Genomic DNA, 22017 nt, shown 5'->3' on the forward strand with positions numbered 1-22017 from the left:
GCTCAGCCGGCGCGGGTGCGCGCCAGCACCACGGCGGTCAGACCGCCGAGGATCAGCAGTGCGCCCAGCCCGAGCAGCGCGCTCGCCGGCGCGCCCGTGATGGGCAGCCGACCGCCCGCGACGGGTGGGGCGGTGTCGGTGCCGGTGGCCGGGTCGTTGACGGTGATCGCGGCCCGGTCGTTGCCCGCGCCGCCGGTGCCGGCGCCGGTCAGCCGGATCGCGCCGTCGGCCGGCCGCGCGCGGTCGATGCGCAGCTCGAAGCTGAACTCCAGGCTGGTGTCGGGATAGAGCAACGCGCCGGGCTTGCAGTGGTATGCCGCCGCGCCCGGCACCCCGGCGGCGACGGGATCGCCCGGCGGAGCGCACTCCGGCGGCACCGCGGTCGCCGTGGTGCCCGGCGGGATCGTCACCTCGACCGTGGCGACGTCGCCGCCCGGCTGCTCCGCCGCGGCCGGACCGAGGTTGCGCACGCCCACCGTCACCGGCCGCCGCTCGCCGACCGCGCCCCGCACCGCCGCGCCGAGGGCGGCCAGGTCGATCCCGTTGTGGCCGGCCACCGTCACCGACAGGCCGGTGCGGTTGTTGTGCGGCACCGTGTCGGCCTGGTCGGCCAGCAACTCGAGCTCGCCGGTCAGCGTGAGCTCGCCCTCGGTGCCCGGCTCACCACCCGAGTAGCCGTGGCCTGCGAGGAACGACTCGTAGTCGGCGGCCTCGGCCGCGGTGAACCAGGTCGCCTCGAGACCCTTGGTGCCAGGTGCGGCCGTGTCGGCGCCGAGCAGGAACGGCAGCACGGCGGTGTAGGCCGCGCCGGGCGTGAACGTGCCGTCGAACCAGCAGTTGCGGATGTGGTCGAGCACGTAGAGGCAGTTGGTGAACTTCCGGGTGGCGCGGAACGCGTAGGTCTCCGTGAAGTAGACGCTCGGCCGCTCGACCGCCACCGTGCCGGCCACGTCGACCTTGAGCGGCAGGGTGAACGACTCGCCCGGCCGGCGGGTCAGCGCGGTCGACGGGCCCGCCACCAGGTCGACGCCGGCGCCGACCCGCACCCACGAGCCGGCGGAGACGAACGGCAGGCCGGCCGCCTCGACACCCAGCTGCAGCGGACCCTCGCCGAGCGCGGCCCCGTCGACGGCGCGCACCAGCACGTCGAACTGGCCCACCAGCGGTGCGCTGCCGAGCCGGACCTGGTCGCGGTGGCAGGCCAGGACGGTCTTGTCCACAAGGGAGCAGTCGGCGCCCGCCGGGGCCACCACCTCGACCAGGTCCGCCACCGCGCCGAAGTCGTAGGTGACCACCACGTCGTCGAGGACCACGGGCTGCGCCGAGATCAGCGTCGCGCTGGCGACCATGCCCGGATGTCCGTCGGCCAGGGTGATGTCGCGCATGCTCAGCGACACGATCTCGGGCGCCGCGATGGCCGGCGCCGTGGTGAGGGCGAGCGCCGCACCCGCAGCGCCGCCAACGGCGACGAGCCGGCGGATCAGCCTGCGCAGCATCCAGCGTCCTCCCCAGGGATCGAGGCGGAGCCTAGTCACGGGAGATCACGAGCGCGATACCACTGTCGCCTACTCTGGCCGTTCGGTTGAATATCGGTGATCTTCGCAGCGCTTCGCGCCCTCGCACGCGTCGTCCTGGCAGAGCCACCCGGAGGTACGCGTGACGCCGCTGACGTACGAGGAGTTCGCCGATGTCCAACTCGGCGGGCTGCTCCGGTACGCCGTCATGCTCAGCGGTGACCCGCACCTCGCGCAGGACCTGGTGCAGGAGACGATGATCCGGGTCCAGCTCAACTGGCGGAAGGTCGTGCGGGCCGAGGCGCCGGAGCGCTACGTCCGCCGCATGATCACCAACCAGTACCTCGACTGGCGGCGCGGCTCGTGGCTCCGGCGCGTGCTGCTCCGGGCCGAACCCGACGAGTCGGCCACGGTCGTGCCGGTCGACCACGCCCAGGTCACCGCCGACCGGGACCAGATCTGGTCCTGGCTGGCCCGGTTGCCCAAGGCGCAACGCGCGGCGCTGGTGCTGCGTTACTACGAGGACCTGCCCGATGCCGAGATCGCCGAGATCCTCGGCTGCGCGGTCGGCACGGTGCGTTCGTCGATCTCGCGGGCGCTCGCGACGCTGCGGGCGGAGATGGTGGAGACAAGCCCATGATCGAAGAGCGACTACGGGAGACGTTCGACCGGCACGAGCCGCTGGTGCCGCCGTCGGCGCCGCTGCGGGCGGCCATCGACGGCGCGGTGCGGCGCCGCCGCCGGCGGCACCGGATCGGCCAGCGGCTGGCCGCCGCCGCGCTCGCCCTGGTCGCCATCGGGTCCGTCCCGCTGGCGCTGCGTGACAAGGTCGAGCCGCCGTCGATCGCCGAGCAGCTGTTGCCGGGCAGCGCGGCCGTGGTCGACCGGCCGCTGACCGTCGCCGTGCTCGGGGTCGACGACGACGGCGGGCGCAGCTACCGGGCCGACACCGTGCTGCTGGTGCACGTGCCCGCCGCCAGCCACACCGCCTACCTGCTCTCGCTGCCGGGCGACCTGCTGGTGGAGATACCGGGCAAGGGGCGGGCCCGGCTCGGCGAGGCCTTCTACTTCGGCAGCCAGCGGCGGGGCGACGGGCCGGATCTCGGCGCCGGCGCGGCGTTGACGGCCGGCACGATCACGGCGACCACCGGCCTGCCGATCGACGCGACCGTGAGCGTGCGCTACTCGGGGCTGCGGGCGGTGACGGACGCCCTCGGTGGCGTGGAGATCTGCACGGACCGGGTGGTGACCTCGCGTCACAGCGGGCGGGTCTATCCGGCCGGCTGCCAGCGGCTCGACGGGCGGGCGATGCTCGACCTGCTGCGCCAGCGCTACGGCCTGCCGCACGGCGCCTACGACCGGGACGCCAACGGTCGGGCGTTCGTCCGGGGGCTGCTCGGGGCGGATGCCCGGGACCCCGTGCGGTTGGCCCGCGTGGTGCAGGCCGCCGCCGGCGGGATCGACGTGGCGGGCAGCGGCGTCAGCACCCCGGAGCTGCTGCGCGTGGCCACCGGGATCGAGACGGTCAGCTCGATCGACATCGGGTCGACGTTCCGGGGCACCACCATCGACCGGGTCTCCTACCAGCGGCTCGATCCCGCGCTCAGCGCGCCGGTGTTCGCCGCGATCAAGGAGAACCGGCTCGCCGCCTGGGTCACGGCCAACCCCCGGCAGGTGCGCTAGCGATAGAAGTCGTCGTCGGGCCCGACGCCCCGGGCCTGTTCGACGGCGTCTCCCTCGGAGACCTCCGGGCCGTCGGGGCCGAGGCGAACGGGCTCGTCGCCCGGGTCGTCGCGGTCGGAACCGGCCGGGGTGGCCTGCTCCGTCGCGTCGGCCTCGTTGGCTTCCGGGTCACGCTCGTCGAGTGTGCGGTCGGGCTCGGTCATCGGCGCCGCCTCCTTCCCTGTTCACCGTACGGCGGGTCCGCGCCGCCGGCTCGGCAAACCTGGGGCACCTCGACGTGCGGCCCGGTGCCACGATGGGGCCATGGGAATGCTGATCCGGGTGATCATCAACGCGATCGCCCTGTGGATCACGACGCTGGTCGTGCCCGGCATCGACGTGGGCGGCGACACCGCCGGCCACACCGCGCTGACCATCCTCGTCGTGGCGGTGATCTTCGGGGTCCTCAACGCGATCCTGAAGCCGATCATCAAGGTCGTCGGGTGTGTCTTCTACATCCTGACGCTGGGCCTGATCGCCCTCGTCGTCAACGCGCTGCTCTTCCTGCTCACCGACTGGATCGGCCACCAGTTCGACCTGCCGTTCGACATCGACGGGTTCTGGCCCGCGTTCTGGGGCGCGATCGTCATGGCCGTGGTGAGCTGGGTGCTGAGCCTCGTCGTGCCGGAGCCCCGCGGCGACGCCGACTGACCTGCCTGTCAGGGCGTTCCGCGGTTGCGGGATACTTCCCTGTGGAGGACAGCGCGGTCCGGCATCCGTGACCGGATAAGACAAGGAGCGGCAGACATGCCCATCGCTTCGCCCGAGGTGTACGCCGAAATGCTCGATCGCGCCAAGGCCGGCGCGTTCGCGTACCCCGCCATCAACGTGACGTCCTCGCAGACCCTCAATGCGGCGCTGCGCGGGTTCGCCGAGGCGGAGAGCGACGGCATCATCCAGGTCTCGACCGGTGGTGCCGAATACCTCTCCGGGCCGACCGTCAAGAACATGGTGACCGGGGCCGTCGCCCTCGCCACCTACGCGCACGAGGTCGCCAAGAACTACCCGGTCAACATCGCGCTGCACACCGACCACTGCCCCAAGGACAAGCTCGACTCGTACGTCCGGCCGCTGCTCGCCATCTCCCGGGAGCGCGTGGGCCGTGGCGAGACGCCGCTGTTCCAGTCGCACATGTGGGACGGCTCCGCGGTGCCGCTGGAGGAGAACCTCGACATCGCGGCCGAGCTGCTCGACGAGGCGGCCGCGGCGCACATCGTCCTCGAGATCGAGGTCGGTGTGGTCGGCGGCGAGGAAGACGGCGTCGAGAACGCGATCAACCACAAGCTCTACACCACGGTCGAAGACGGCCTGGCCATGGTCGACAAGCTCGGCCTGGGCGAGAAGGGCCGCTACATGGCCGCCCTGACCTTCGGCAACGTGCACGGCGTCTACAAGCCGGGCAACGTCAAGCTCCGCCCGGAGATCCTCAAGGAGATCCAGGACGCCGTCGGCGCCCGCTCCGGCAAGGACAAGCCGCTCTCGCTGGTCTTCCACGGCGGCTCCGGCTCGCTGCTGTCCGAGATCCGCGAGGCGCTCGACTACGGCGTGGTCAAGATGAACATCGACACCGACACGCAGTACGCGTTCACGCGGCCGGTCGCCGACCACATGCTCAAGAACTACGACGGCGTGCTCAAGATCGACGGTGAGGTCGGCAACAAGAAGACCTACGACCCGCGCGCCTGGGGCAAGTCGGCCGAGGCCGGCATGGCCGAGCGGGTCTCGCACGCCTGCGAGAACCTGCGCTCGACCGGCACCACGCTCTCCAAGTAACCCGTTCGGAGCCCGGTCCCTCCAGGGGCCGGGCTTCGTTTTGTGGTCTCCTGACCGATTTCGGTACGATCGACCGATGTCTGTGGCATTGGCGCTCGAGGGCTACGCGCCGCAGTGGCACCACAAGGCCCGCACCCTGGCCGCCGTTCACCGCGCCCGGTGCAGCCGGCTGATCGGCCGCGCGCTGGCCGGGGCGTGGGTGCTGTGGGACGAGGACCGGCAGTCCTGGTTCGCGGAGGGCCCGGTGATCCTCGGCTTCGGCGACACTAACGTCGAGATCACCCACCGCAAGTTCGACGAGTGCGGCATCACCTGGGACCAGGTCGACATGTCGACACCGTTGGACTGGCCCGGTCTGCGGCTCGACTGGCGGGCCGGCGCGCATCCGGCCCTGGCCGCGGTGACCGGACGCCGGCTCCGCGAGGTCAATGTGATCGAGCGGATCATGCCGAACCGGTGGCGCCCCCGGCTGCTCGACGCGATCGAGTTCCGCTTCGAGGGCGCCCGGCTCGCCGTCTACAACGCGATGGACGAGAACGGCCTCTCCACCCGCCCGGAGGTCACCTGGCCGATCGGGTTCTGGCGGCGGGTGCCGATCGCTTGAGCGATACGGTGCACGCGTGACGACAAGCGCTTCGCTGACTCTCGAGGAACTCGCCGACATCGCCGAGGAGGCCAGCGCCCACGGCGACCTCAAGGCGGCCGCCGCCGAGCTGGTCGCCGCCGTCGACGACGCACGCCTGGCCGACAGCCGCGACGTGCCGGCCGCGCTGGGCATCGCGGCCGAGCTGCTCGACAACGCCGACGACCAGGCCGGCAGCCTCGTGCTGACCGAGCGCGCGATCGAGGTGCACCGCGCGATGGGCTCGGCCGCCGAGCTGCCGCGAATCTTCCGCGCCAGGCTGCTGTTCGGGCTCGGCCGGTCCGAGGAGGCCATGGCCGAGCTGACCGCCCTGCGGCCGCGTCTGCTGCACGACGCCGAGGTGCCGGCGGAGATGACGGAATCGCTCCTGGCCGGTGGACACGGAAAGACCGCCCTCGACTGGTTGACCGAGGCGGCGCGCGAGGCGCGCGACGCGTTCATGCGCACGACTTCGTTCGACGACGACGGTGAGCAGGCGACCGCCGTGCTCTTCGCCCTGTTGACGGAGCGCCACCACCTTCGCCACGACCTCGATCTGCCGCACGACTCGCTCGACGAGATGGCCGAAGAGCTGGAAGAAGAAGCGGAACGCGTCGAGCGGGCACGACTCGCGGAGGCGCTCGCCACGCCAGTGCTCTTCTTCCCTCGCGAAGAGTTCGTCGGGCTCGGCGAAAGCGTTCCCGGCATGGCGGCCTCCTGGGACGCGCACCGTGGCGACGTGGAGCGCCTCCTGGTGGCGCGCTCCGACGCAGGGCTCGGCATCGGCTGCGAGGTGGTCCCGGGCTCGGCCACCGAGCTGACCTCGCGGGTCGACCGCGCCGACGGCGGCGACCTCGACGACACCCTGGCCGACTACGCCAGGGACCTCGACGAACGTGGACTGGCTCGGTCCTGGCCGCCGGCCCGCAACGACGCCTGCTGGTGTGGCTCGGGCGCGAAATACAAGAAGTGCTGCCTGCCGAGATCGCGCGCTTGAGCCTCAGGCCGGCTTCGTCAGCACCTTGACGGCCTCCTGCACGTCGTCGGTGACGTGGATCGTGTCGGAGAGGTCGCCGAAGCGCGACAGGGCCATCAGCGGGCGGAGCAGCGACTCGATCGGCAGCGTCCGGGTCCAGTAGGCGCTGTCCAGGAACACGTAGGCGCCGCTGGCCCCGTCGGTGCCGTAGAAGGTCTTGGTCGCCGCCTGGAAGACCTCCTGCACCGTGCCGGCCCGGCCGGGGGCGAACACGATGCCGCCGCGGGCCAGCCGCAGGATCATGTCCTCCCGGATCGCGTTGGAGAAGTACTTCGCGATCCGGCCCGCGAACAGGTTGGCCGGCTCGTGCCCGTAGAGCCAGGTGGGGATGGCCAGGCCACCCTGGCGCGGCCAGTCGTCGCCGGTGGGTGCGAACCGCTCCCGGACCCGCAGCGCCGCCGCGGTGAACGGGTCGTGGTCGAGGAAGTCGGGCGCCGTCGCCAGCTCGTCGATCGCGCTGGTCAGGTCGTCGGCCGAGCGCGTGGAGAGGAACGAGCCGAGGTTGGCCGCCTCCATCACGCCGGGGCCGCCGCCGGTGACGACGAGCTGGCCGGCCCGGGTCAGCTCCCAACCCAGGGTCGCGGCGAGGCGGTACGCGGCCGAGCCGCGCGGCACCGCATGGCCGCCCATCACGCCGACCACCGTGTCGGCGCCGTGCTCGGCGATCCACGCGCGGGTCACATCGGCCAGGCCATTGTCGATCGCGTGGTCGTGGAGCCGCTGGGCGAGCGCTTCGCGCACCTCCGGCGTCCCGCCACCGGTCGCCCGGAAGTGCTCGTAGACCACCGTGTCGTACATGCCCGCGAAGCCGCCCGACGCGAAGCCGGCCGACAGGTCGGTCGGGGTGTAGAGGCGCGACGGGTGCGTCGGATAGGGCAGCGCGGGGAAGCCCGGTATGACGTGCGCACCGCGCAGGACCAGCGCGGCCTCGACCTCCGGGGTCTCGAACTGGCAGCCGATGAACAGCGCGCCGGTCAGGTGGACGTCGGCGAGCTGCGGGATCGGGTCGCGGTCGAGGCGCAGGCCCTGCACGGTCAGGCCGGCGAGACTGCCGCGGCGCAGGTGGTGGTCGAGCTCCTCCCGCGACTCGATCTCGTCGGGGGTCGAGTCGGGCAGGGCGACGATGTCGGCGGGGGGTGGGGTGGGCACGTCCCACAACGTACGCGAGGGCCCGGCGGCCGCCGAGCCCTCGCACCGGGTCCTGGGGAGGCTCCGGACTTCTATTTGTAGTCCTGGGCGCTCGTCCACACTTCGGCCGCACGCGTGACGAAAGCCTCAGCCGTTCAGTCAACGTCGCCCGCCGGTGGCGCGGTTGAATGTGCAGATGCAGAACCTGATGCCCGAGCCGCCGGCCACCTTCCTCCCGGTTGACGAGGCCGCCGCGGCCGCGCTGGAGGCGGCCGCGAAGGACGGCAGCGAGGCCGCCTACGAGCAGGCCGCGGCCGCGCATCCGACCTCGAGCGCGGCCTGGGCGGCGCTGGCCCAGCGGGCGTTCGACCAGGGACACGCGGTCACGGCGTACGCGTACGCCCGCACCGGCTACCACCGCGGTCTCGACCAGCTGCGCCGCAACGGCTGGAAGGGGCACGGCCCGGTGCCCTGGTCGCACGAGGGCAACCGGGGCTTCCTGCACAGCCTCTACGTGCTGTCGAGGGCGGCCGACGAGATCGGCGAGTCCGACGAGGCGGCGCGGTGCGCCCAGTTCGTCCGCGACTGCGACCCGGCCGCCGCGGACGCGCTGAGCTAGAGCCCTTCCGCCACCGCCGCGGCGATCTTCAGCCAGGCGTCGCGGCTTTCCTTGCTGACACCGGCGTACCGGATGGGTTCGCCGGTGTCGATCAACCGCTCGTAGGGCGCGAGCAGCACCGCCCGGGTGCGTGCCGCGAAGTGGCTCTCGATCGGCGGCAGGTCGATCTCGCGCCGGGACGGCGGCATCGAGACCACGGTGACCGCCTGCCGGACCAGCCGGTGCCGGCCCGTCTGCTCCAGGTGGTCGAGCATGCGGGCGGCGGTCTCCGCGGAGTCGTTACGCGCTGACATCGTCACCACGAGCTGGTCCGTCGCGTCGATCGCGGCCTGCCAGTTCTGCGCGCGTACGTTGTTGCCGGTGTCCACGAAGATCAACTTGTAGAAGCGGCTGACCACGTCCCGGATGTGCGCGAACGCGGCCGCGGTCAGCATCTCGCCCGCCGTGGCCGACTCGTCGGACGCGAGCACGTCGAACATGCCCTCGCCCTGCGCCCGCACGTACTGCGAGAGGTCGCCGACCCGCCCGTGCGCCCCACGGAACTGGGCCAGGTCGCGCATCAGGTCGCGCACCGTGCGGTTGTGGAAGTCCTGCTGGGCGCGCATGCCGAGGGTGCCCTGGGTCTCGTTGTTGTCCCAGGCCAGCACGTAGCCGCCGCGCTTCTGCCCGAACGTCATCGCCAGCAGCAGGATCGCCACCGTCTTGCCGGCGCCGCCCTTGGGGTTGACCACGGTGACCTGCCGCAGCCCACCGAAGTTGCGGCGGATGGTCTCGATGTCCTGGCGGCGCTCGCGCTCGTGCGCGCCGGGCGGCAGCTTGACCAGCCCGCTGCGGTTGAGCACGGCCCGCATGCCGGTCGTGGCGACCGGGTCCGCCGGGCGCAGCGCCCGGCGGCGGGCGAAGTCGTCGGCGGTCGGCACGGCGCCGTCCGGCGTCCACTCGGTGCGCGGGTTGGCGGTGGCGGGCGCCGTCGACGGCGCCGGCATCCGGTAGACACCCTGCTGCGGCACCTCGACCACGCCCGGCGCGATCTCCTGCGGTTGCTGCTGGTGGACCGCGGAGATGTCCGGGGGGAGCGGGTGCTCGTGCGGCTCGTCGGCCGCCGGCGGCCCGGCGTCCGCCGGGCGGACCGGGGCCTGGCCGGCCGGCGGCGGTGGCGGGGCGTCCGGCGGGCGGACCGGGGCCTGGCCGGCGGGCGGTGGCGGCGCGGCCGGTTGGTCCGCCGTGCGGACCTGGGCCTGGCCGGCGGCGGGAGGTGCCGGCGGCCGCTGCGGCGGTTGCGCCCACGGCGTGCCGGCGACCTGGCCGTCACCGTTGCGCTGCATCGGCACGGCCGCCGTCTGCTGCGCCGGGCCGCGCTGCTCGGGCGGCGTGGCGGACTCTTGCTGTGCGGCTGGAACCGGCCCGCCGGCGGGGACCGACGCGGAGCCGGTAGCCGTCGACGCCGGTCCGGGGACTGGTGCTGGTGCCGGCGACATGGGCCGCCCGGGTGCGGTCGGTTGCTCGGCCTGCGGCGCCGCAGGTTGAGCGTGCGGTGCTGTGGGCTGGCCGTGGCCCTGGCCCGGGTGCGGCGCTGTCGGTTGGCCCTGCGGCCCGGTATGCGAGCCGGCCGGCTGACCTTGCCCTGGCCCCGCCTGCGGTGCGGTCGGTTGGGCGATCGGTCGTCCGTGGGCCGCGACCGTGGGCGGCGCCACGGGCTGGCCGGGCGCGGGTGACGGCTGGCGGTTGGCCGGCGGGGGATAGGCGGGCCCGGGCTGTGGCGGGGCCGGCGGCCGATAGATGGGTGCGGCCGGTCCGCCGTGGGCCGGCGGGGCCGGCCGGCTCGTGGCCGGGGGCGGCGGGAAGCCGGCGGCCGGCGGTGACACGGGCGTGGCCATGCCGGGCCGGTTGATCGGCGGCGGCGCGGGCGGGGCCGGCACTCGGATCGGCGGGGGCGGCGGCGGCACCGGCGGCCCGCCGTGCACCGGGGCGCCGGGCTCGGCTGACGCCTGGTCGGCGGACCCGGGAGCGGGCTCCTCCGGCGGCCACGGCTGCTCGGCGCCCTCCCAGTGCGCCGCGCCGTTGCCGCTGGGCCGGTAGACCCGGTCCGAATCGTCAACCACTCCGGTCACCTCCACGAACTGTGGTCACAGCGTCCCAAGCGTAAGGCGAGTGTGCGCGGGCGGTCGCCCGCGGGACATCAGCCGGTGTGAACGGCCCAGGCGCCGGGCTCGATCCACCACGATCGTTTGCGGGTGAGGGTGCCGGCGACACCGTCGTCGACGTACGGCACCTGCTCGTCCCTGGGCAGCACCGCCACCGCACGGCCGCGGGCCCGGCGCACCTCGACGCGTACCGTCGACCGGCCCAGCAGCGACCGCTTCACCACCGGCACCGCCACCGCGACCTCGATCTGCCCGGACGCCGGGTCGGCGCCGGTCAACAGCGGCAGCCCGTCCAGCGACGCGTAGCCGGCCGCGTTGCCGACCGCGCAGGCCAGCACCCCTTCGTCGCCGTCGGTCAGCACCGCGTCGTCGACCTCGACCCGGCCGCGCCAGGTGAGCAGCTGACCTTCGGTCTGGCCGCCGATCAGGGCGCCGTCGAGGGTGACCGAGCCGGCGTCGGTGCGCAGCAGGTCGAGCCGCCGCACCTGGCTGCCGAGCGCCGCCGTTGCGACCGCCTCCGGGGTGCGCGGCAGCCCGAGCTGCGCGACGAGGTCCTGGGACGCGGGGCCCATCGGGAGGACGGCCAGTGCCGGCAGGTCGGGCACGGTCCGGTTGGTGGGGAGGTCCGCGGGGCGGCGGCTGGGCGGTGGCGCGTACCGCCGGACCAGCCGGCGCACCACGTGCCGCAACTGGCTGTCCGTCGCGATGGCCACCACGAGCCTCGTCTTGGTGTCGCCGTCGGGCCAGGTCAGGCCGTCGTCGCGGGCCGGGCCGTCGAACCGGGCCAGGACCGCGTCGATGTCCTGGTCGGAGTGGGCGGTGACCGTGTCGACCCGGGCGCCGGCCGCGCCGAGGGCGTCGAGGCAGGCCCGCACCGGCGCCCGCAGGGTCTCCGTGGTCGCGCAACCGGAGTCACCACAGCAGGCCTCGCCGGCCCCTTCGGCCAGGGTCAGCAGCACCACGTCGTACACGGTCGGTCTCCTCGCGCCCCAATCAAGTGTTGGGTCGTTTGTTGTTAGCCTGACATCTCGGGCTCGCCGAGCGGTCGCCACCCTGGCACCCGAGCCCCGTGGAGGCGGTCGAAAAAGATGCCAGCGATAGTGCTTCTCGGCGCGCAGTGGGGCGACGAGGGCAAAGGCAAGGTTACCGACCTGCTTGGCGCGCAGGTCGACTACGTGGTCCGCTACTCGGGCGGCAACAACGCCGGACACACGGTGATCACCCCGGACGGGCAGAAGTACGCCCTGCACCTGATGCCGTCGGGCGCGCTCTCGCCCAACGCGGTGATCGTCATCGGCAACGGCGTCGTGATCGACCCCAAGGTGCTGCTCGCCGAGATCGACGGGCTCGCGGAGCGCGGTGTCGACGTCTCCCGCCTGCGGATCTCCGGTGACGCGCATCTGATCATGCCGCACCACCGCGCGCTGGACCGGGTGGTCGAGCGCTACCTGGGCTCGGCCCGGATCGGCACGACGGGCCGGGGGATCGGCCCGGCCTACGGCGACAAGGTGGCCCGGATGGGCATCCGGGTGCAGGACCTGCTCGACCCGGGCATCCTGCGGAAGAAGCTAGAGCTCACGCTGCGGGAGAAGAACCAGACCCTGTTCAAGGTCTACAACCGCAAGGCGATCGACGCCGACGCGGTGGTCGAGGAATACCTGGCGTACGCGGAGCGCCTGCGGCCCTACATCGCCGAGACCCGGGAGATCCTCTGGTCGGCGCTGGAGCGCGGCGAGATCGTGCTGATGGAGGGCGCCCAGGCGACCATGCTCGACATGGACCACGGCACCTATCCGTTCGTGACGTCGTCCAATCCGACGGCCGGCGGTGCCTGTGTCGGCGCGGGCATCCCACCCACCGCGGTCACCCAGGTGATCGGCGTCGCCAAGGCGTACACCACCCGGGTCGGCTCCGGTCCCTTTCCGACCGAGCTGTTCGACGAGAACGGCCAACACCTGCGCAAGATCGGTGCGGAGTACGGCACGACGACGGGTCGTGAGCGGCGGTGCGGCTGGTTCGACGCGGTGGTCGCGCGCTACGCGGTGCGGCTCAACGGCATCACCGACCTGGTGATCACCAAGCTCGACGTGCTGACTGGTCTGGAGAAGGTGCCGATCTGCGTCGGCTACGAGATCAACGGTGAGATCCACTCCGACATGCCGATGTCGCAGACCGACTTCCACCACGCGGTGCCGGTCTACGAGGAGCACGACGGCTGGTGGGAGGACATCTCCAAGGCGCGCTCGTTCGACGAGCTGCCGGCCAACGCGCGGTCCTACGTGGAGCGGATCGAGCAGCTGTGCGGCACCCGCGTGTCGGTCATCGGCGTGGGCCCGGGTCGCGAGGAGAACGTGGTCCGCCACGAGCTGCTCCGCGCCGGGGCCTAGGATCGGACATCGTGCGCGTTCTTCTCATTGGTAGCGGTGGGCGTGAGCACGCCCTCGCCCTCGGTCTCGCGGCCTCGCCCGGTGTCACGCTGATCGCGGCGCCGGGCAACCCGGGCATCGCCCAGCTCGCCCAGGTGCAGCCGGTCGACCCGATGAACCCCGACGCGGTCGCCGCGCTGGCCGTCGAGGTCGCGGCCGACCTGGTCGTCGTCGGCCCCGAGGCGCCGCTCGTCGCCGGTGTCGCCGACGCCGTGCGGGCCAAGGGCATCCCGTGCTTCGGTCCGACCGCGGCGGCCGCCGAGCTCGAGGGCTCCAAGACCTTCGCCAAGGAGGTCATGCACGCGGCCGGTGTGCCGACCGCCGGCTCGGTGTCCACCTCGGACCCTGGCGAGGTCGCCGCGGCGCTCGACCGGTTCGGCACGCCCTACGTGGTGAAGAACGACGGGCTGGCGGCGGGCAAGGGCGTCCTGGTCACCGACGACCGGGAAGCCGCGCTGGCGCACGCCGCCGATTGCGGCCGGGTGGTGATCGAGGAGTACCTCGAAGGCCCCGAGGTGTCGCTGTTCGTCGTCACCGACGGCGAGACCGCCGTGCCGCTGGTGCCGGCGCAGGACTTCAAGCGGATCGGCGAGGGCGACACCGGGCTCAACACCGGCGGGATGGGCGCGTACGCCCCGCTGCCGTGGGCGCCGGAGTCCCTGGTGCCCGACGTGCTCGACCAGGTGGTTCACCCGACGCTGGCCGAGATGCGGCGGCGGGGGCGGCCGTTCGCCGGGCTGCTCTACGTCGGGCTGGCGCTGACCCGTCGCGGGCCGCGGGTGATCGAGTTCAACGCGCGGTTCGGCGACCCCGAGACGCAGGTCGTGCTCGCGCTGCTGGAGACGCCGCTGGCCGGGCTGCTGCGGGCGGCGGCGACGGGCACGCTGGCGGCCGAGCCGCCGTTGCGCTGGCGGGCGGGCGCCGCGGTGACGGTGGTCATCGCGTCGGCCGGTTACCCGGAGTCGTCGCGGTCCGGCGACTTGATCACCGGGGCCGACGGCGCGGGATTCATCCACGCGGGCACGGCCCGGGGGGCCGACGGTGCGCTCGTGACGGCCGGCGGCCGGGTGCTGAGCGCGACGGCCACGGGGGCCGACCTGGCCGCGGCTCGCGACGCCGCGTACGCCCTGGTCGATCGGGTCTCGATGGCCGGCGCGGTGGTGCGGCGCGACATCGCGCTGGCCGCGGTCGAGGGCCGGATCGAGGTTCCCGACTAGGGGGTGTCGTCGGGAACGCGACGGTGACGCGGCACGAAAGCGGGATTCGCCCGGCTCGATCGGTTCCTAACGTGGTCTCCCATGAGGACCTTCCGGACCCCGCTTCTCGTGGTTGCCGCCGCCGCGGCAGCGCTGTTGTCGGCCTGTGGCGACGGCAACGGCGCCAACCTGGGGTCGGGCACACCGTCGCCCGGCGCTTCCTATGAGATCGGCGACGACACGCTCACCGACGCCGACGTGCGCCCGAGCCCTTCGGCGACGCCGTCGGCGACCGGTGACTCGGGCAACTCCGGTGGCGACAACAACGGCGGCGGCGAGCAGCGGCAGGATCCGTGGATCCAGTACTTCAAGGTCAAGCAGACCCCGAAGTGCCCGTCCGGCGACTGGCCCAACGGGCGCGAGGTCGTCGTCGAGTGGAAGGTGACCGGCACCGACAAGGTCACGCTCTCCGTCGACGGGCCGGGCGTCTACGGCACCTACGGCGCGGCGGGCTCGCAGGAGCTGTCGTTCCCGTGCGGTGACTGGGGCCCGGGCGAGACCGCGAAGCACACCTACCAGCTGGCCACGGTCGGTGGTGGCCCCGTGGCGAAGAAGACCATCACGGCGACGGCTACGGTCAGCGGGGGTCCCACCAGCCCGCCGTCCTCGGGACCCGAGGCGGCGCCCGACGCACCCTGAGGTCGCCCGCATGCCGGAAGGTCACACGATTCATCGGTTGGCGGCCCGGCATCGCTCGCTCTTCGCCGGCCAGCGGGTCGCGCTGAGCAGTCCACAGGGGCGCTTCGCGGAGGGCGCGGCGCTCCTGTCCGGGACGGTGTTGGCGTCGGCCGAGGCCTGTGGGAAGCATCTGCTGCACCACTACGCGTCGGGTTTGACGGTGCACGTGCATCTCGGGCTCTACGGGCAGGTGACCGACGGCGTGGGGGCGCCGCCACCGCCGGTCGGGCAGATCCGGATGCGGATGGTGGGCGGCGGGCATTGGCTCGACCTGCGCGGCCCGACGGACTGCTCGGTGCTCTCGCCGCCGGAGGTTCGTGCCTTGCGGGCCCGGCTCGGCGCGGACCCGCTGCGTCCGGACGCCGATCCGTCGGCCGCGATCGCCCGGATCTCGCGCAGCAACGCCCCGATCGCGGCGCTGCTGCTCGACCAGTCGATCTTCGCCGGCGTCGGCCTGGTGTACGCGAGTGAGGCGCTCTTCCGGGCGGCGATCGGCCCGACCCGGCCGGGGCGGTCGCTCTCGGCCGAGCAGATCGGAGCACTCTGGACCGACCTGCGCGGGTTGATGGCCGAGGGCGTGACGCGGGGCCGGATCGACACGGTGCACAGCGCGCACCTGCCGGAGGCGATGGGCCGCGCGCCCCGCGTCGACCGGCACGGCGGCGAGGTCTACGTCTACCGGCGGACCGGCCAACCGTGCCTGATCTGCGGCACCCCGGTCGCCCGGGCCGGGTTGGCCGGGCGGAACTCCTATTGGTGCCCGACGTGTCAGGCGTCGGGGTCGCGCAGGCCGACGCAGTCCAGGGCCCAGAAGGGCTCGGCGTAGACGAGGGTGCCGGTCATCCAGGGTTCGTAGGCGCTGAGCGTGACCACCTGGAACGCGGCGTCGGGGATGCGCAGGCTGGGCTTGCGCAAGCCGAGCGGTTCGCCCGGGTGGAAGCCGCGCTCGCGGTAGTAGGCGGGGTCGCCCTCCAGGAACAGCAGCGGAGCGCCGGCCTTGTCGGCCTCTTCGATCGCGCGGGCGACCAGCAGCGTCCCGATGCCGCGCCGCTGGTGTGGCGGGAGGACGCCGAGCGGGGAGAGCACCAGCACGTCGACCAGCTTCCGGGGCGCGTCGAGCCAGGAGGCGGTGAGCATGACATGGCCGACGACCTCGCCGTCGACCTCCGCCACCCAGCCGCGCGCCGGGTAGGCCGCCGGGTGCTGTCGTAGCGCGGTGACGAGCCGTGGAACCAGCTCGTCTCCGAAGGCGGCGGCGTGGATGCGGTGCACGGCCGCGGCGTCGTCGGCGGTCTCTTCCCGGATGGAGAGGGTCAAGGTGGGTCCTGTCTGGTCGGGGGCGGGGCGGCACTCAGTGTGCCGAAGACCGCGGTCGGACGCCTCGACTTTTTCCTGGCGGGCAGGCCGTTGCCGGCCTTCTGCTAGCCGCGCGGTTTGCGGAGCAGGTCGCTGGTCGCGCTCAGCAGGAGCGCGAGCGCGGCGGCGCCCAATGCGCTCCACATGACGCCGGTGAGGCTGTGCGGCGCGATGAACTCCGCCACCACGACCAGGGCGGCGATCGCGATCCAGACCGGCGCCGACGCCCATCTGGTCGCGGTGGCGACGCGGTCGTTGACCAGCACGAAGACGACGGCATAGAGGGCGCCGGTCGCCGCGAAGATCGGAGCGTAGCGGCCCAGGTGGGTGTAGTCCGCGCCGCCGGCCAGGGCGAACGCGAACCCGCCGGCCACCGCGGACGCCGCCACGAGGACGGCGCCGCATTTCGCCACTAGTAGGAGCGCCTTGCGCAGGGCGCGGCGACTGCCCTGCGCCAGCCGGGGCAGGGCGAGCACGGTGACCACCTGCGGGGCCCACAGAGCGCCCTTGGTGAGGACGGTGCCGACGGAGTACGCCCCGGACGCGTCGGGCGTGAGCAGGTGCCGGGCGAGCAGGAGATCGGCGTACGAGGCGACCAGCATCGCCAGCGTCGCCGAGAACGCGGTAAGCACCTCGCGCGCCCGGATCGGATCGGCGACGTGCGGCTTTCGGCTGCGGCTGAGCACCCACAGCGCCGGCGGCACCAGCCAGGCCACGATCGCACCGGTGACCAGCGACGCGGTCAGGCCGGCGCCGGCGACCAGGCCGGCGATGAGACCGGCGTAGCGACCGACCGCGAGCACCGCCATGCCGGCCGCGAGCCGGAGGAAGCGCTGGTCGCCCTGCAGCTCGCCGAGCCAGCGGCCGGCCAGCACGGTGGGCACGGTGGCCAGCGCCGCCAGCAGCGTGTAAATGGCCGGCAGGTCGAAGAGCGGCACGAGTACGGGCGCCAGGATCAGCAGCGCGCCCCCGCCGACGACCGTGGTCGCGAGGCTGATCCCGGCCGTTCGGCCGGCCCCGTTGCGGGCCCGGTGCACCGCGATCGCGATCTGCAGGCCGAGGCCCGGCACCGAGGCGATCGCGGTCAGGCCGAGCACGGTGGCCAGCGCGCTCAGGTCGGCGCTGCTGAGCTGGCGGGCGCCGATGACCGGCACGAGGTAGCCGAGCGCGTTGGTCAGCGCGCCGGCGATGGCGACCGCCGCGCCGGCGGTGGCGATCCGCCGGCTGCGCGCTGAGGACTTGGTGGCCGGTTGGCGGGTCAGGGCAGACATGACGTCGTGCAGCCTAAGGCCCCCGGGTGGGCGTACCGCGTCGTTATCAAATCGTGACACGTCAATGTGTGTGTTACGGAGAGTCCTGTCGATGGAGTTGTTTGTCGTTTTTGCTCGGCTTTGCCGGCCGGTTGCTGCTCGCGGCGGGTGTTGGAAGCGCGGCGCGCTGGTTACCGCACGGTAACCGGCATCTTGTGACCTCGGTCGCACGGGAGCACCATCGGTCCGTTCCGGTTACCAGCGAGTAACACGCCGAGGAGGAACCGTGTCGGAACCCCATCACATCGTGCGGGGCAGGACCCGCTGGCGGCGGTTCGCCGCACTCACCCTGCCGGCCGTCGCGGCCGCCGGGTTCATCGTCTTCGGCATGGCCAACGGCGCCATCGCCGCGTCGTTCGCCGTCTCCGGCCAGACCTTCAAGGTCTCGGCGGATCGGCTGGTGGGCAACGGCTTCGTCCAGTACGGCAGCGTCGCCAGGGACGCCGAGGGCAACGACCACCCGGTGGCGGTGTCGGGCATCAACCGCGCGACGCTGACCAACCTGTGCCAGTCGGTGAAGGTGCCCGGCATGCCGGTCGTGCTGACCATCAACGCCGGCGGCAACGGCAAGCCCGCGACCGCCGTCAACATGCTCATCGACATGACCGAGCTGCGCGGCGACGCCACGTTCACCAACATCGAGATCGGCCGCGACGCCGGCACGTTGAACAAGGCCAACTCGAAGGGCCAGCCGGGTTCGTTCGGACAGCAGGCCGACAAGGTCGTCATCAACAACCTGAAGCAGGTCGCCTGGTCGACCTCGGCTGGCACGTTCACGCTCAACGGCCTGCGCATGAAGGTCAACGTTGGCGCCGACGCCAAGGAATGTTTCGAGGATGAGCAGCAGCAGCCGTAGCGCCACCCAGGTCCGGCCCGGTTTCGCGGGCCGGACCTGGCAAGGCTTCCGTCGCTGGCGGCGCACCCGCCCCTTCTGGGGCGGACTGTTCCTGATCGCCGGCGGCGTGGAGATCTTCCTGACCACGCAGATGAGCCTCAACGGCCTGAGCTTCCAACTCGGCCCGACGGGCTTCCTGTCGTGGCTGATCCCCGCGATCCTGGTCACCTGCGGCGCCCTGGCCTGGGCGAGCCCCCACCAACGCATGTTCTACGCGATCGTCGGCGCGGTCTCGGCCGTGTTCTCGCTGATCGGCGTCAACCTGGGCGGCTTCTTTCTCGGCCTGCTCCTCGGCATCGTCGGCGCCGGCCTGGTCTTCGCCTGGACGCCCGGCGTCGGCGCGGCACCGGTGATCCCGACCCAGCCGGGCCCGGACGACACGGCCGACGCCGACGACACGGGCGAGATCCCGGCCACCGGGTCGGCAAGCCCGGTCCCGGGCCTCGACGCCCGCGACCCCGAGCCGGACCACGACCACTCCACCACAGCGCCGCCCTCGCCCTGGTCCACCCGGTCGAGCGAGCCAGTGCCGCAGCCACGCGCGGCGACGCCGCCGGACTGGCCTGCGGCGGCAGCCGATCCGGCCGCGGACTCTGCGGAGTCGGCCTCTGCATGGTCCGCCCGTTCGGATGGACCGGCACCCGCGCCGCGCGCGGCGACGCCGCCGGATTGGCCGTCCGCGGACGGTGACCGGTCGCCGAACGACGAGAAGCCCGTGGCGGCGACGTCCTCCGGCGGTGACGCGGGCGACGACGGCACGGTTGGTGGGTCGCGTCGGGCTGAGCGGTCCGCGGACCCGGGCGGTGACGAGCGGGACGCGGTGTCGGGGCGGCGGTCGGCTGCTGCGCCCGACGCCGGCCATGCAGGCGGCGGGGAGCCGTCCGGGGAGACGGCGCCGTTGCCGCGGCGGGAGGGTCCGCGGTTCTACGCCGTGGTCGCCTTTCTGCTCGCGCTCGGGGTGAGCGCGGCGGTCGGTGTGCGGGCCGGTGGGCCCGCCTACGCGGCGCCGTCGTGTCCCAAGCCCGCCGGCTCCGCGACCGGCAAGCCGGCGAGCCCGAGTCCAAGCCCGACGCCGTCGCCGACGGCGACCGAGGAGGAGGACCGCGGGCTCATCGGCCGGATCATCGACGGGATCACCGACATCTTCGACGGTGACGACGACCAGCCGGGGCAGACCGCGGCGCCGACCCCGACCACCACCAGCAAGCCGCCGGCCCTCGGCAAGCCCAAGCCCGGCGACTGCCCCGCCGCCCGCGGTGGCGAGAGCCGGACCCAGGACGGCGCCAAGGCGACCGTTCCGCTGCTGGCCGACGATGCGAGCGTGCCCGAGGTCAACAGCCGGCCGTCGGTGCTCACCGGCACCAAGCTGACGATGTGGGGGTTGCGGCTCGACGGCATCTACACCCTGCACACGGCGGCCGGTGACGTGCGTTCGCTGAAGTTCAGCATGAGCCGGTCGCTGGTGCGGACGTTCGCCCTCGACGTGCCGCAGGGCGGCGGTTCGCCCCTCCTCATCAAGAGCGGCACGCTCACCGTCAGCGGCGACGTCGCCTTCTATACGACGCGGTTCGTCGGGTGGCTCGGCCCGATCAAGCTCACGCTGACGCCGGACTCGCCGCTGCCGCCGGACGGCATCCCGTTGACCCTGCCGCGGATCGACTTCACCGACCCGCGCATCGACCTGATGTTTGTCTCCTGCGACGAACTGCGGGCGCCCACGCTGGACGAGGCGTTCGGCTGAGTCGACAGTGGCTGCGCCGCCATGAACGGCGCAGCCACCGCGAAGACGCTAGAGGCGGGCCAGGGCGGCCTTGAGCGGGTCGAGCCCGATCGAGCCCAGGTCGAGGGCCTGGCGGTGGAACTCTTTGAGGTTGAAATCGGCACCCTTGCGGGCCTTGGCGTCGTCACGGGCCTGCAGCCAGATGCGCTCGCCGACCTTGTAGGAGGGCGCCTGCCCCGGCCAGCCCAGATAGCGGTTGAGCTCGAAGCGCAGCACGTCGTCCTGCACGCGGCAGTGGGCGCGCATGAACTCCCAGCCGAGCTCGGGGGTCCAGCGCTCGCCGGGGTGGAAGCCGAACGGGTTGTCGCGCGGGATCTCGAGCTCGAGGTGCATGCCGATGTCGACGATGACCCGCGCGGCACGGAACGCCTGGGCGTCGAGCATGCCCAGGCGGTCGCCGGGGTCGGCCAGGTAGCCCAGGTCGTCCATCAGGCGCTCCGCGTAGAGCGCCCAGCCCTCGCCGTGGCCCGAGACCCAGAGCAGCAGCCGCTGGTAGCGGTTGAGCAGCTCGGTGCGCACGGCGGTCTGGGCGACCTGGAGGTGGTGACCCGGCACGCCCTCGTGGTAGACGGTGGTCACCTCTTTCCACGTGGCGAAGTCGGTCATGCCGGCGGGCACCGCCCACCACATGCGGCCGGGCCGGGTGAAGTCTTCGCTCGGGCCCGTGTAGTAGATGCCGCCGTCGCTGGTCGGCGCGATCATGCACTCGATGCGCCGCACCTGCTCGGGGATGTCGAAGTGGGTGCCGTGCAGCTCGGCGATCGCCTTGTCGGCCAGGCCCTGCATCCAGTCGCGGAACGCCTCCTTGCCCTCGATGCGGCGGGCCGGGTCGCTGTCGAGCGCGTGGACGGCGTCGTCGATGGACGCGCCGGGGCCGACGATGTGGGCGGCGACCTTGCGCATCTCGCTCTCGAGGCGGGCCAGCTCTTCGAAGCCCCACGCGTAGGTCTCGTCGAGGTCGACCTTGGCGCCGAGGAAGTATTGCGAGGCGAGCTGGTAGCGCTCGCGCCCGGCGGCCTGCTTGTCGCGGCCGAGCGGGGCGAGCTCGTCGCGCAGGAACACGCCGAACGCCTGGGTCGCGGCCGTGGACGCCGCGGCGCCCTGCTCGAGCGCGGAGCGCAGCGCGCTGTCGGCCTCGAGCCGCTCGGCCAGACCGTGGAAGAAGTTGTCGCGGGCCGGGTCGGTCCAGATGTCGCACTGCTTGGCGACCTCGAGCATCTGGTGGCGGGAGCTGACGTGCCCCTGAGCGGCGGCCTCGCGGAGCGTCACCTGGAGCTGCTCGACCGCGTGCGGGAACGCGTTGAGGCGGGCCGCGATGTTGCCGACCGCTTCGGCGCCCTCGGTGGGCATGAGGTCGAACGCGCCGCGCAGCCCGTGCAGTGCGCTGGAGATCACATTGATCTCGCTGGTCACCTCGCCGGCGTCGTAGCGCGCCAGCTCGAGGCCCAGCCGCTCCTGCATGGCCTCTTTGGCGACCCGCTCGGACTCGCCTACGGGCTCGATCGCCGACAGCTCGGTCAGCGTGCGCCGGGTCAGGTCGGCGCCGGCCGCGAAGCCGTCAGGTGACAGGTCTTCGAACTTGTCGTCGAAGCCCTTGATGCCGACGAAGGTGGCACCGGCCGGGTTGAGCGGCGCCCACTCGTCGACGTAGCGGTTGGCGAGGTCATCGATTCGTCCCACGCGGTCGAATCTACGGCACCGGTCAGACGATTTTCGGCCCGCGGCGCGGGGTCTAGGGCAGCGTCGAGGGCCCCGTCC

Annotated in this window: 20 protein-coding genes and 1 pseudogene; 13 read left to right on the forward strand and 8 right to left on the reverse strand. The window is 72.8% G+C overall.

Annotated elements, in window-relative coordinates; genetic code table 11:
• Nucleotides 1–2 precede the first annotated feature (2 nt).
• A complete protein-coding gene (locus O7635_RS10660) occupies nucleotides 3–1496 on the reverse strand; it encodes a hypothetical protein (RefSeq protein WP_278080254.1) in 1494 nt (497 codons plus the stop codon).
• 160 nt (nucleotides 1497–1656) lie between these two features.
• On the opposite strand from O7635_RS10660, the gene O7635_RS10665 reads away from it, so the two are divergent.
• Together O7635_RS10665 and O7635_RS10670 are read left to right on the forward strand one after the other, a co-directional pair.
• Nucleotides 1657–2154: a SigE family RNA polymerase sigma factor gene (locus tag O7635_RS10665; RefSeq protein ID WP_347405273.1), complete on the forward strand. Its 498-nt coding sequence runs from the start codon at nucleotides 1657–1659 to the stop codon at nucleotides 2152–2154.
• A complete protein-coding gene (locus tag O7635_RS10670; RefSeq protein ID WP_278080255.1) occupies nucleotides 2151–3197 on the forward strand; it encodes an LCP family protein in 1047 nt (348 codons plus the stop codon). Before O7635_RS10665 ends, O7635_RS10670 begins: the two co-directional genes overlap by 4 nt.
• Here O7635_RS10670 and O7635_RS10675 read toward each other — a convergent pair.
• A complete protein-coding gene (locus O7635_RS10675) occupies nucleotides 3194–3400 on the reverse strand; it encodes a hypothetical protein (protein ID WP_278080256.1) in 207 nt (68 codons plus the stop codon). The genes O7635_RS10670 and O7635_RS10675 overlap by 4 nt on opposite strands.
• Before the next feature lie 100 nt (nucleotides 3401–3500).
• Here O7635_RS10675 and O7635_RS10680 point away from each other — a divergent pair, with 100 nt between their 5' ends.
• The 4 genes from O7635_RS10680 to O7635_RS10695 all read left to right on the forward strand — a co-directional run bounded on the left by O7635_RS10680 (nucleotide 3501) and on the right by O7635_RS10695 (nucleotide 6628).
• Entirely contained in the window at nucleotides 3501–3887 is a 387-nt protein-coding gene (locus tag O7635_RS10680) for a phage holin family protein (RefSeq protein ID WP_278080257.1), read from the forward strand.
• Between the two features lie 96 nt (nucleotides 3888–3983).
• Nucleotides 3984–5009 (forward strand): class II fructose-bisphosphate aldolase, encoded by a 1026-nt coding sequence (gene fbaA / locus O7635_RS10685; protein WP_278080258.1) that lies wholly within the window; start codon nucleotides 3984–3986, stop codon nucleotides 5007–5009.
• Between the two features lie 76 nt (nucleotides 5010–5085).
• Entirely contained in the window at nucleotides 5086–5613 is a 528-nt protein-coding gene (locus O7635_RS10690; protein WP_278080259.1) for a hypothetical protein, read from the forward strand.
• 16 nt (nucleotides 5614–5629) lie between these two features.
• A complete protein-coding gene (locus O7635_RS10695; RefSeq protein WP_278080260.1) occupies nucleotides 5630–6628 on the forward strand; it encodes an SEC-C domain-containing protein in 999 nt (332 codons plus the stop codon).
• A gap of 3 nt (nucleotides 6629–6631) precedes the next feature.
• Here the strand turns inward: O7635_RS10695 and O7635_RS10700 are convergent, their stop codons facing one another.
• A complete protein-coding gene (locus O7635_RS10700; protein ID WP_278080261.1) occupies nucleotides 6632–7816 on the reverse strand; it encodes a hypothetical protein in 1185 nt (394 codons plus the stop codon).
• Between the two features lie 175 nt (nucleotides 7817–7991).
• Between O7635_RS10700 and O7635_RS10705 the strand changes: the two genes are divergently transcribed.
• On the forward strand, nucleotides 7992–8414 hold the full coding sequence (locus tag O7635_RS10705; protein WP_278080262.1) for a DUF3151 domain-containing protein: 423 nt from the start codon (nucleotides 7992–7994) through the stop codon (nucleotides 8412–8414).
• Here the strand turns inward: O7635_RS10705 and O7635_RS10710 are convergent.
• Both O7635_RS10710 and O7635_RS10715 read right to left on the reverse strand, forming a co-directional pair.
• Nucleotides 8411–10516 (reverse strand): chromosome partitioning protein, encoded by a 2106-nt coding sequence (locus O7635_RS10710; protein WP_278080263.1) that lies wholly within the window; start codon nucleotides 10514–10516, stop codon nucleotides 8411–8413. The two genes, O7635_RS10705 and O7635_RS10710, sit on opposite strands and share 4 nt — an antisense overlap.
• Nucleotides 10517–10593: 77 nt before the next feature.
• On the reverse strand, nucleotides 10594–11529 hold the full coding sequence (locus O7635_RS10715; RefSeq protein WP_278080264.1) for a hypothetical protein: 936 nt from the start codon (nucleotides 11527–11529) through the stop codon (nucleotides 10594–10596).
• A gap of 117 nt (nucleotides 11530–11646) precedes the next feature.
• Between O7635_RS10715 and O7635_RS10720 the strand changes: the two genes are divergently transcribed.
• From O7635_RS10720 to O7635_RS10735, 4 genes are all read left to right on the forward strand, one after another.
• Complete coding sequence (locus O7635_RS10720) at nucleotides 11647–12945, forward strand: adenylosuccinate synthase (RefSeq protein WP_278080265.1); 1299 nt, start codon at nucleotides 11647–11649, stop codon at nucleotides 12943–12945.
• An 11-nt stretch (nucleotides 12946–12956) separates the two neighbouring features.
• On the forward strand, nucleotides 12957–14201 hold the full coding sequence (gene purD, locus O7635_RS10725) for a phosphoribosylamine--glycine ligase (protein WP_278080266.1): 1245 nt from the start codon (nucleotides 12957–12959) through the stop codon (nucleotides 14199–14201).
• An 81-nt stretch (nucleotides 14202–14282) separates the two neighbouring features.
• Complete coding sequence (locus tag O7635_RS10730) at nucleotides 14283–14879, forward strand: hypothetical protein (protein ID WP_278080267.1); 597 nt, start codon at nucleotides 14283–14285, stop codon at nucleotides 14877–14879.
• A gap of 10 nt (nucleotides 14880–14889) precedes the next feature.
• Entirely contained in the window at nucleotides 14890–15744 is an 855-nt protein-coding gene (locus O7635_RS10735) for a zinc finger domain-containing protein (protein WP_278080268.1), read from the forward strand.
• On the opposite strand, the gene O7635_RS10740 is transcribed toward O7635_RS10735, so the two are convergent.
• Both O7635_RS10740 and O7635_RS10745 read right to left on the reverse strand, forming a co-directional pair.
• Nucleotides 15687–16235 carry an N-acetyltransferase gene (locus O7635_RS10740; RefSeq protein WP_278080269.1) on the reverse strand — a complete coding sequence of 183 codons (549 nt, stop codon included), beginning with the start codon at nucleotides 16233–16235 and terminating at the stop codon, nucleotides 15687–15689. The two genes, O7635_RS10735 and O7635_RS10740, sit on opposite strands and share 58 nt — an antisense overlap.
• 104 nt (nucleotides 16236–16339) lie before the next feature.
• The gene (locus tag O7635_RS10745; RefSeq protein ID WP_278080270.1) at nucleotides 16340–17545 is read right to left on the reverse strand and encodes a polysaccharide biosynthesis protein; all 1206 of its coding nucleotides are present in this window, start codon (nucleotides 17543–17545) and stop codon (nucleotides 16340–16342) included.
• 265 nt (nucleotides 17546–17810) lie between these two features.
• On the opposite strand from O7635_RS10745, the gene O7635_RS10750 reads away from it, so the two are divergent.
• Entirely contained in the window at nucleotides 17811–18440 is a 630-nt protein-coding gene (locus tag O7635_RS10750) for a DUF6230 family protein (RefSeq protein WP_278080271.1), read from the forward strand.
• A 34-nt stretch (nucleotides 18441–18474) separates the two neighbouring features.
• Nucleotides 18475–18807: pseudogene (locus O7635_RS10755) on the forward strand (DUF6114 domain-containing protein); the annotation flags it as partial.
• Nucleotides 18808–20268: 1461 nt separating this feature from the next.
• Here O7635_RS10755 and O7635_RS10760 read toward each other — a convergent pair.
• Nucleotides 20269–21939 (reverse strand): DUF885 domain-containing protein, encoded by a 1671-nt coding sequence (locus O7635_RS10760; protein ID WP_278080272.1) that lies wholly within the window; start codon nucleotides 21937–21939, stop codon nucleotides 20269–20271.
• Nucleotides 21940–22017 lie beyond the last annotated feature (78 nt).

Origin of the sequence: Asanoa sp. WMMD1127 (genome assembly GCF_029626225.1) — a bacterium.
Taxonomy (GTDB): Bacteria; Actinomycetota; Actinomycetes; order Mycobacteriales; family Micromonosporaceae; genus Asanoa.

What these genes read in the sequence shown, in the direction of transcription:
- fbaA (WP_278080258.1), top strand. Translation starts at nt 3,984, where the DNA reads ATGCCCATCGCTTCGCCCGAGGTGTACGCCGAAATGCTCGATCGCGCC.
- O7635_RS10745 (WP_278080270.1), bottom strand. Translation starts at nt 17,545, where the DNA reads ATGTCTGCCCTGACCCGCCAACCGGCCACCAAGTCCTCAGCGCGCAGC.
- O7635_RS10675 (WP_278080256.1), bottom strand. Translation starts at nt 3,400, where the DNA reads ATGACCGAGCCCGACCGCACACTCGACGAGCGTGACCCGGAAGCCAAC.
- O7635_RS10720 (WP_278080265.1), top strand. Translation starts at nt 11,647, where the DNA reads ATGCCAGCGATAGTGCTTCTCGGCGCGCAGTGGGGCGACGAGGGCAAA.
- O7635_RS10730 (WP_278080267.1), top strand. Translation starts at nt 14,283, where the DNA reads ATGAGGACCTTCCGGACCCCGCTTCTCGTGGTTGCCGCCGCCGCGGCA.
- O7635_RS10690 (WP_278080259.1), top strand. Translation starts at nt 5,086, where the DNA reads ATGTCTGTGGCATTGGCGCTCGAGGGCTACGCGCCGCAGTGGCACCAC.
- O7635_RS10735 (WP_278080268.1), top strand. Translation starts at nt 14,890, where the DNA reads ATGCCGGAAGGTCACACGATTCATCGGTTGGCGGCCCGGCATCGCTCG.
- O7635_RS10680 (WP_278080257.1), top strand. Translation starts at nt 3,501, where the DNA reads ATGGGAATGCTGATCCGGGTGATCATCAACGCGATCGCCCTGTGGATC.
- O7635_RS10705 (WP_278080262.1), top strand. Translation starts at nt 7,992, where the DNA reads ATGCAGAACCTGATGCCCGAGCCGCCGGCCACCTTCCTCCCGGTTGAC.
- O7635_RS10660 (WP_278080254.1), bottom strand. Translation starts at nt 1,496, where the DNA reads ATGCTGCGCAGGCTGATCCGCCGGCTCGTCGCCGTTGGCGGCGCTGCG.
- O7635_RS10670 (WP_278080255.1), top strand. Translation starts at nt 2,151, where the DNA reads ATGATCGAAGAGCGACTACGGGAGACGTTCGACCGGCACGAGCCGCTG.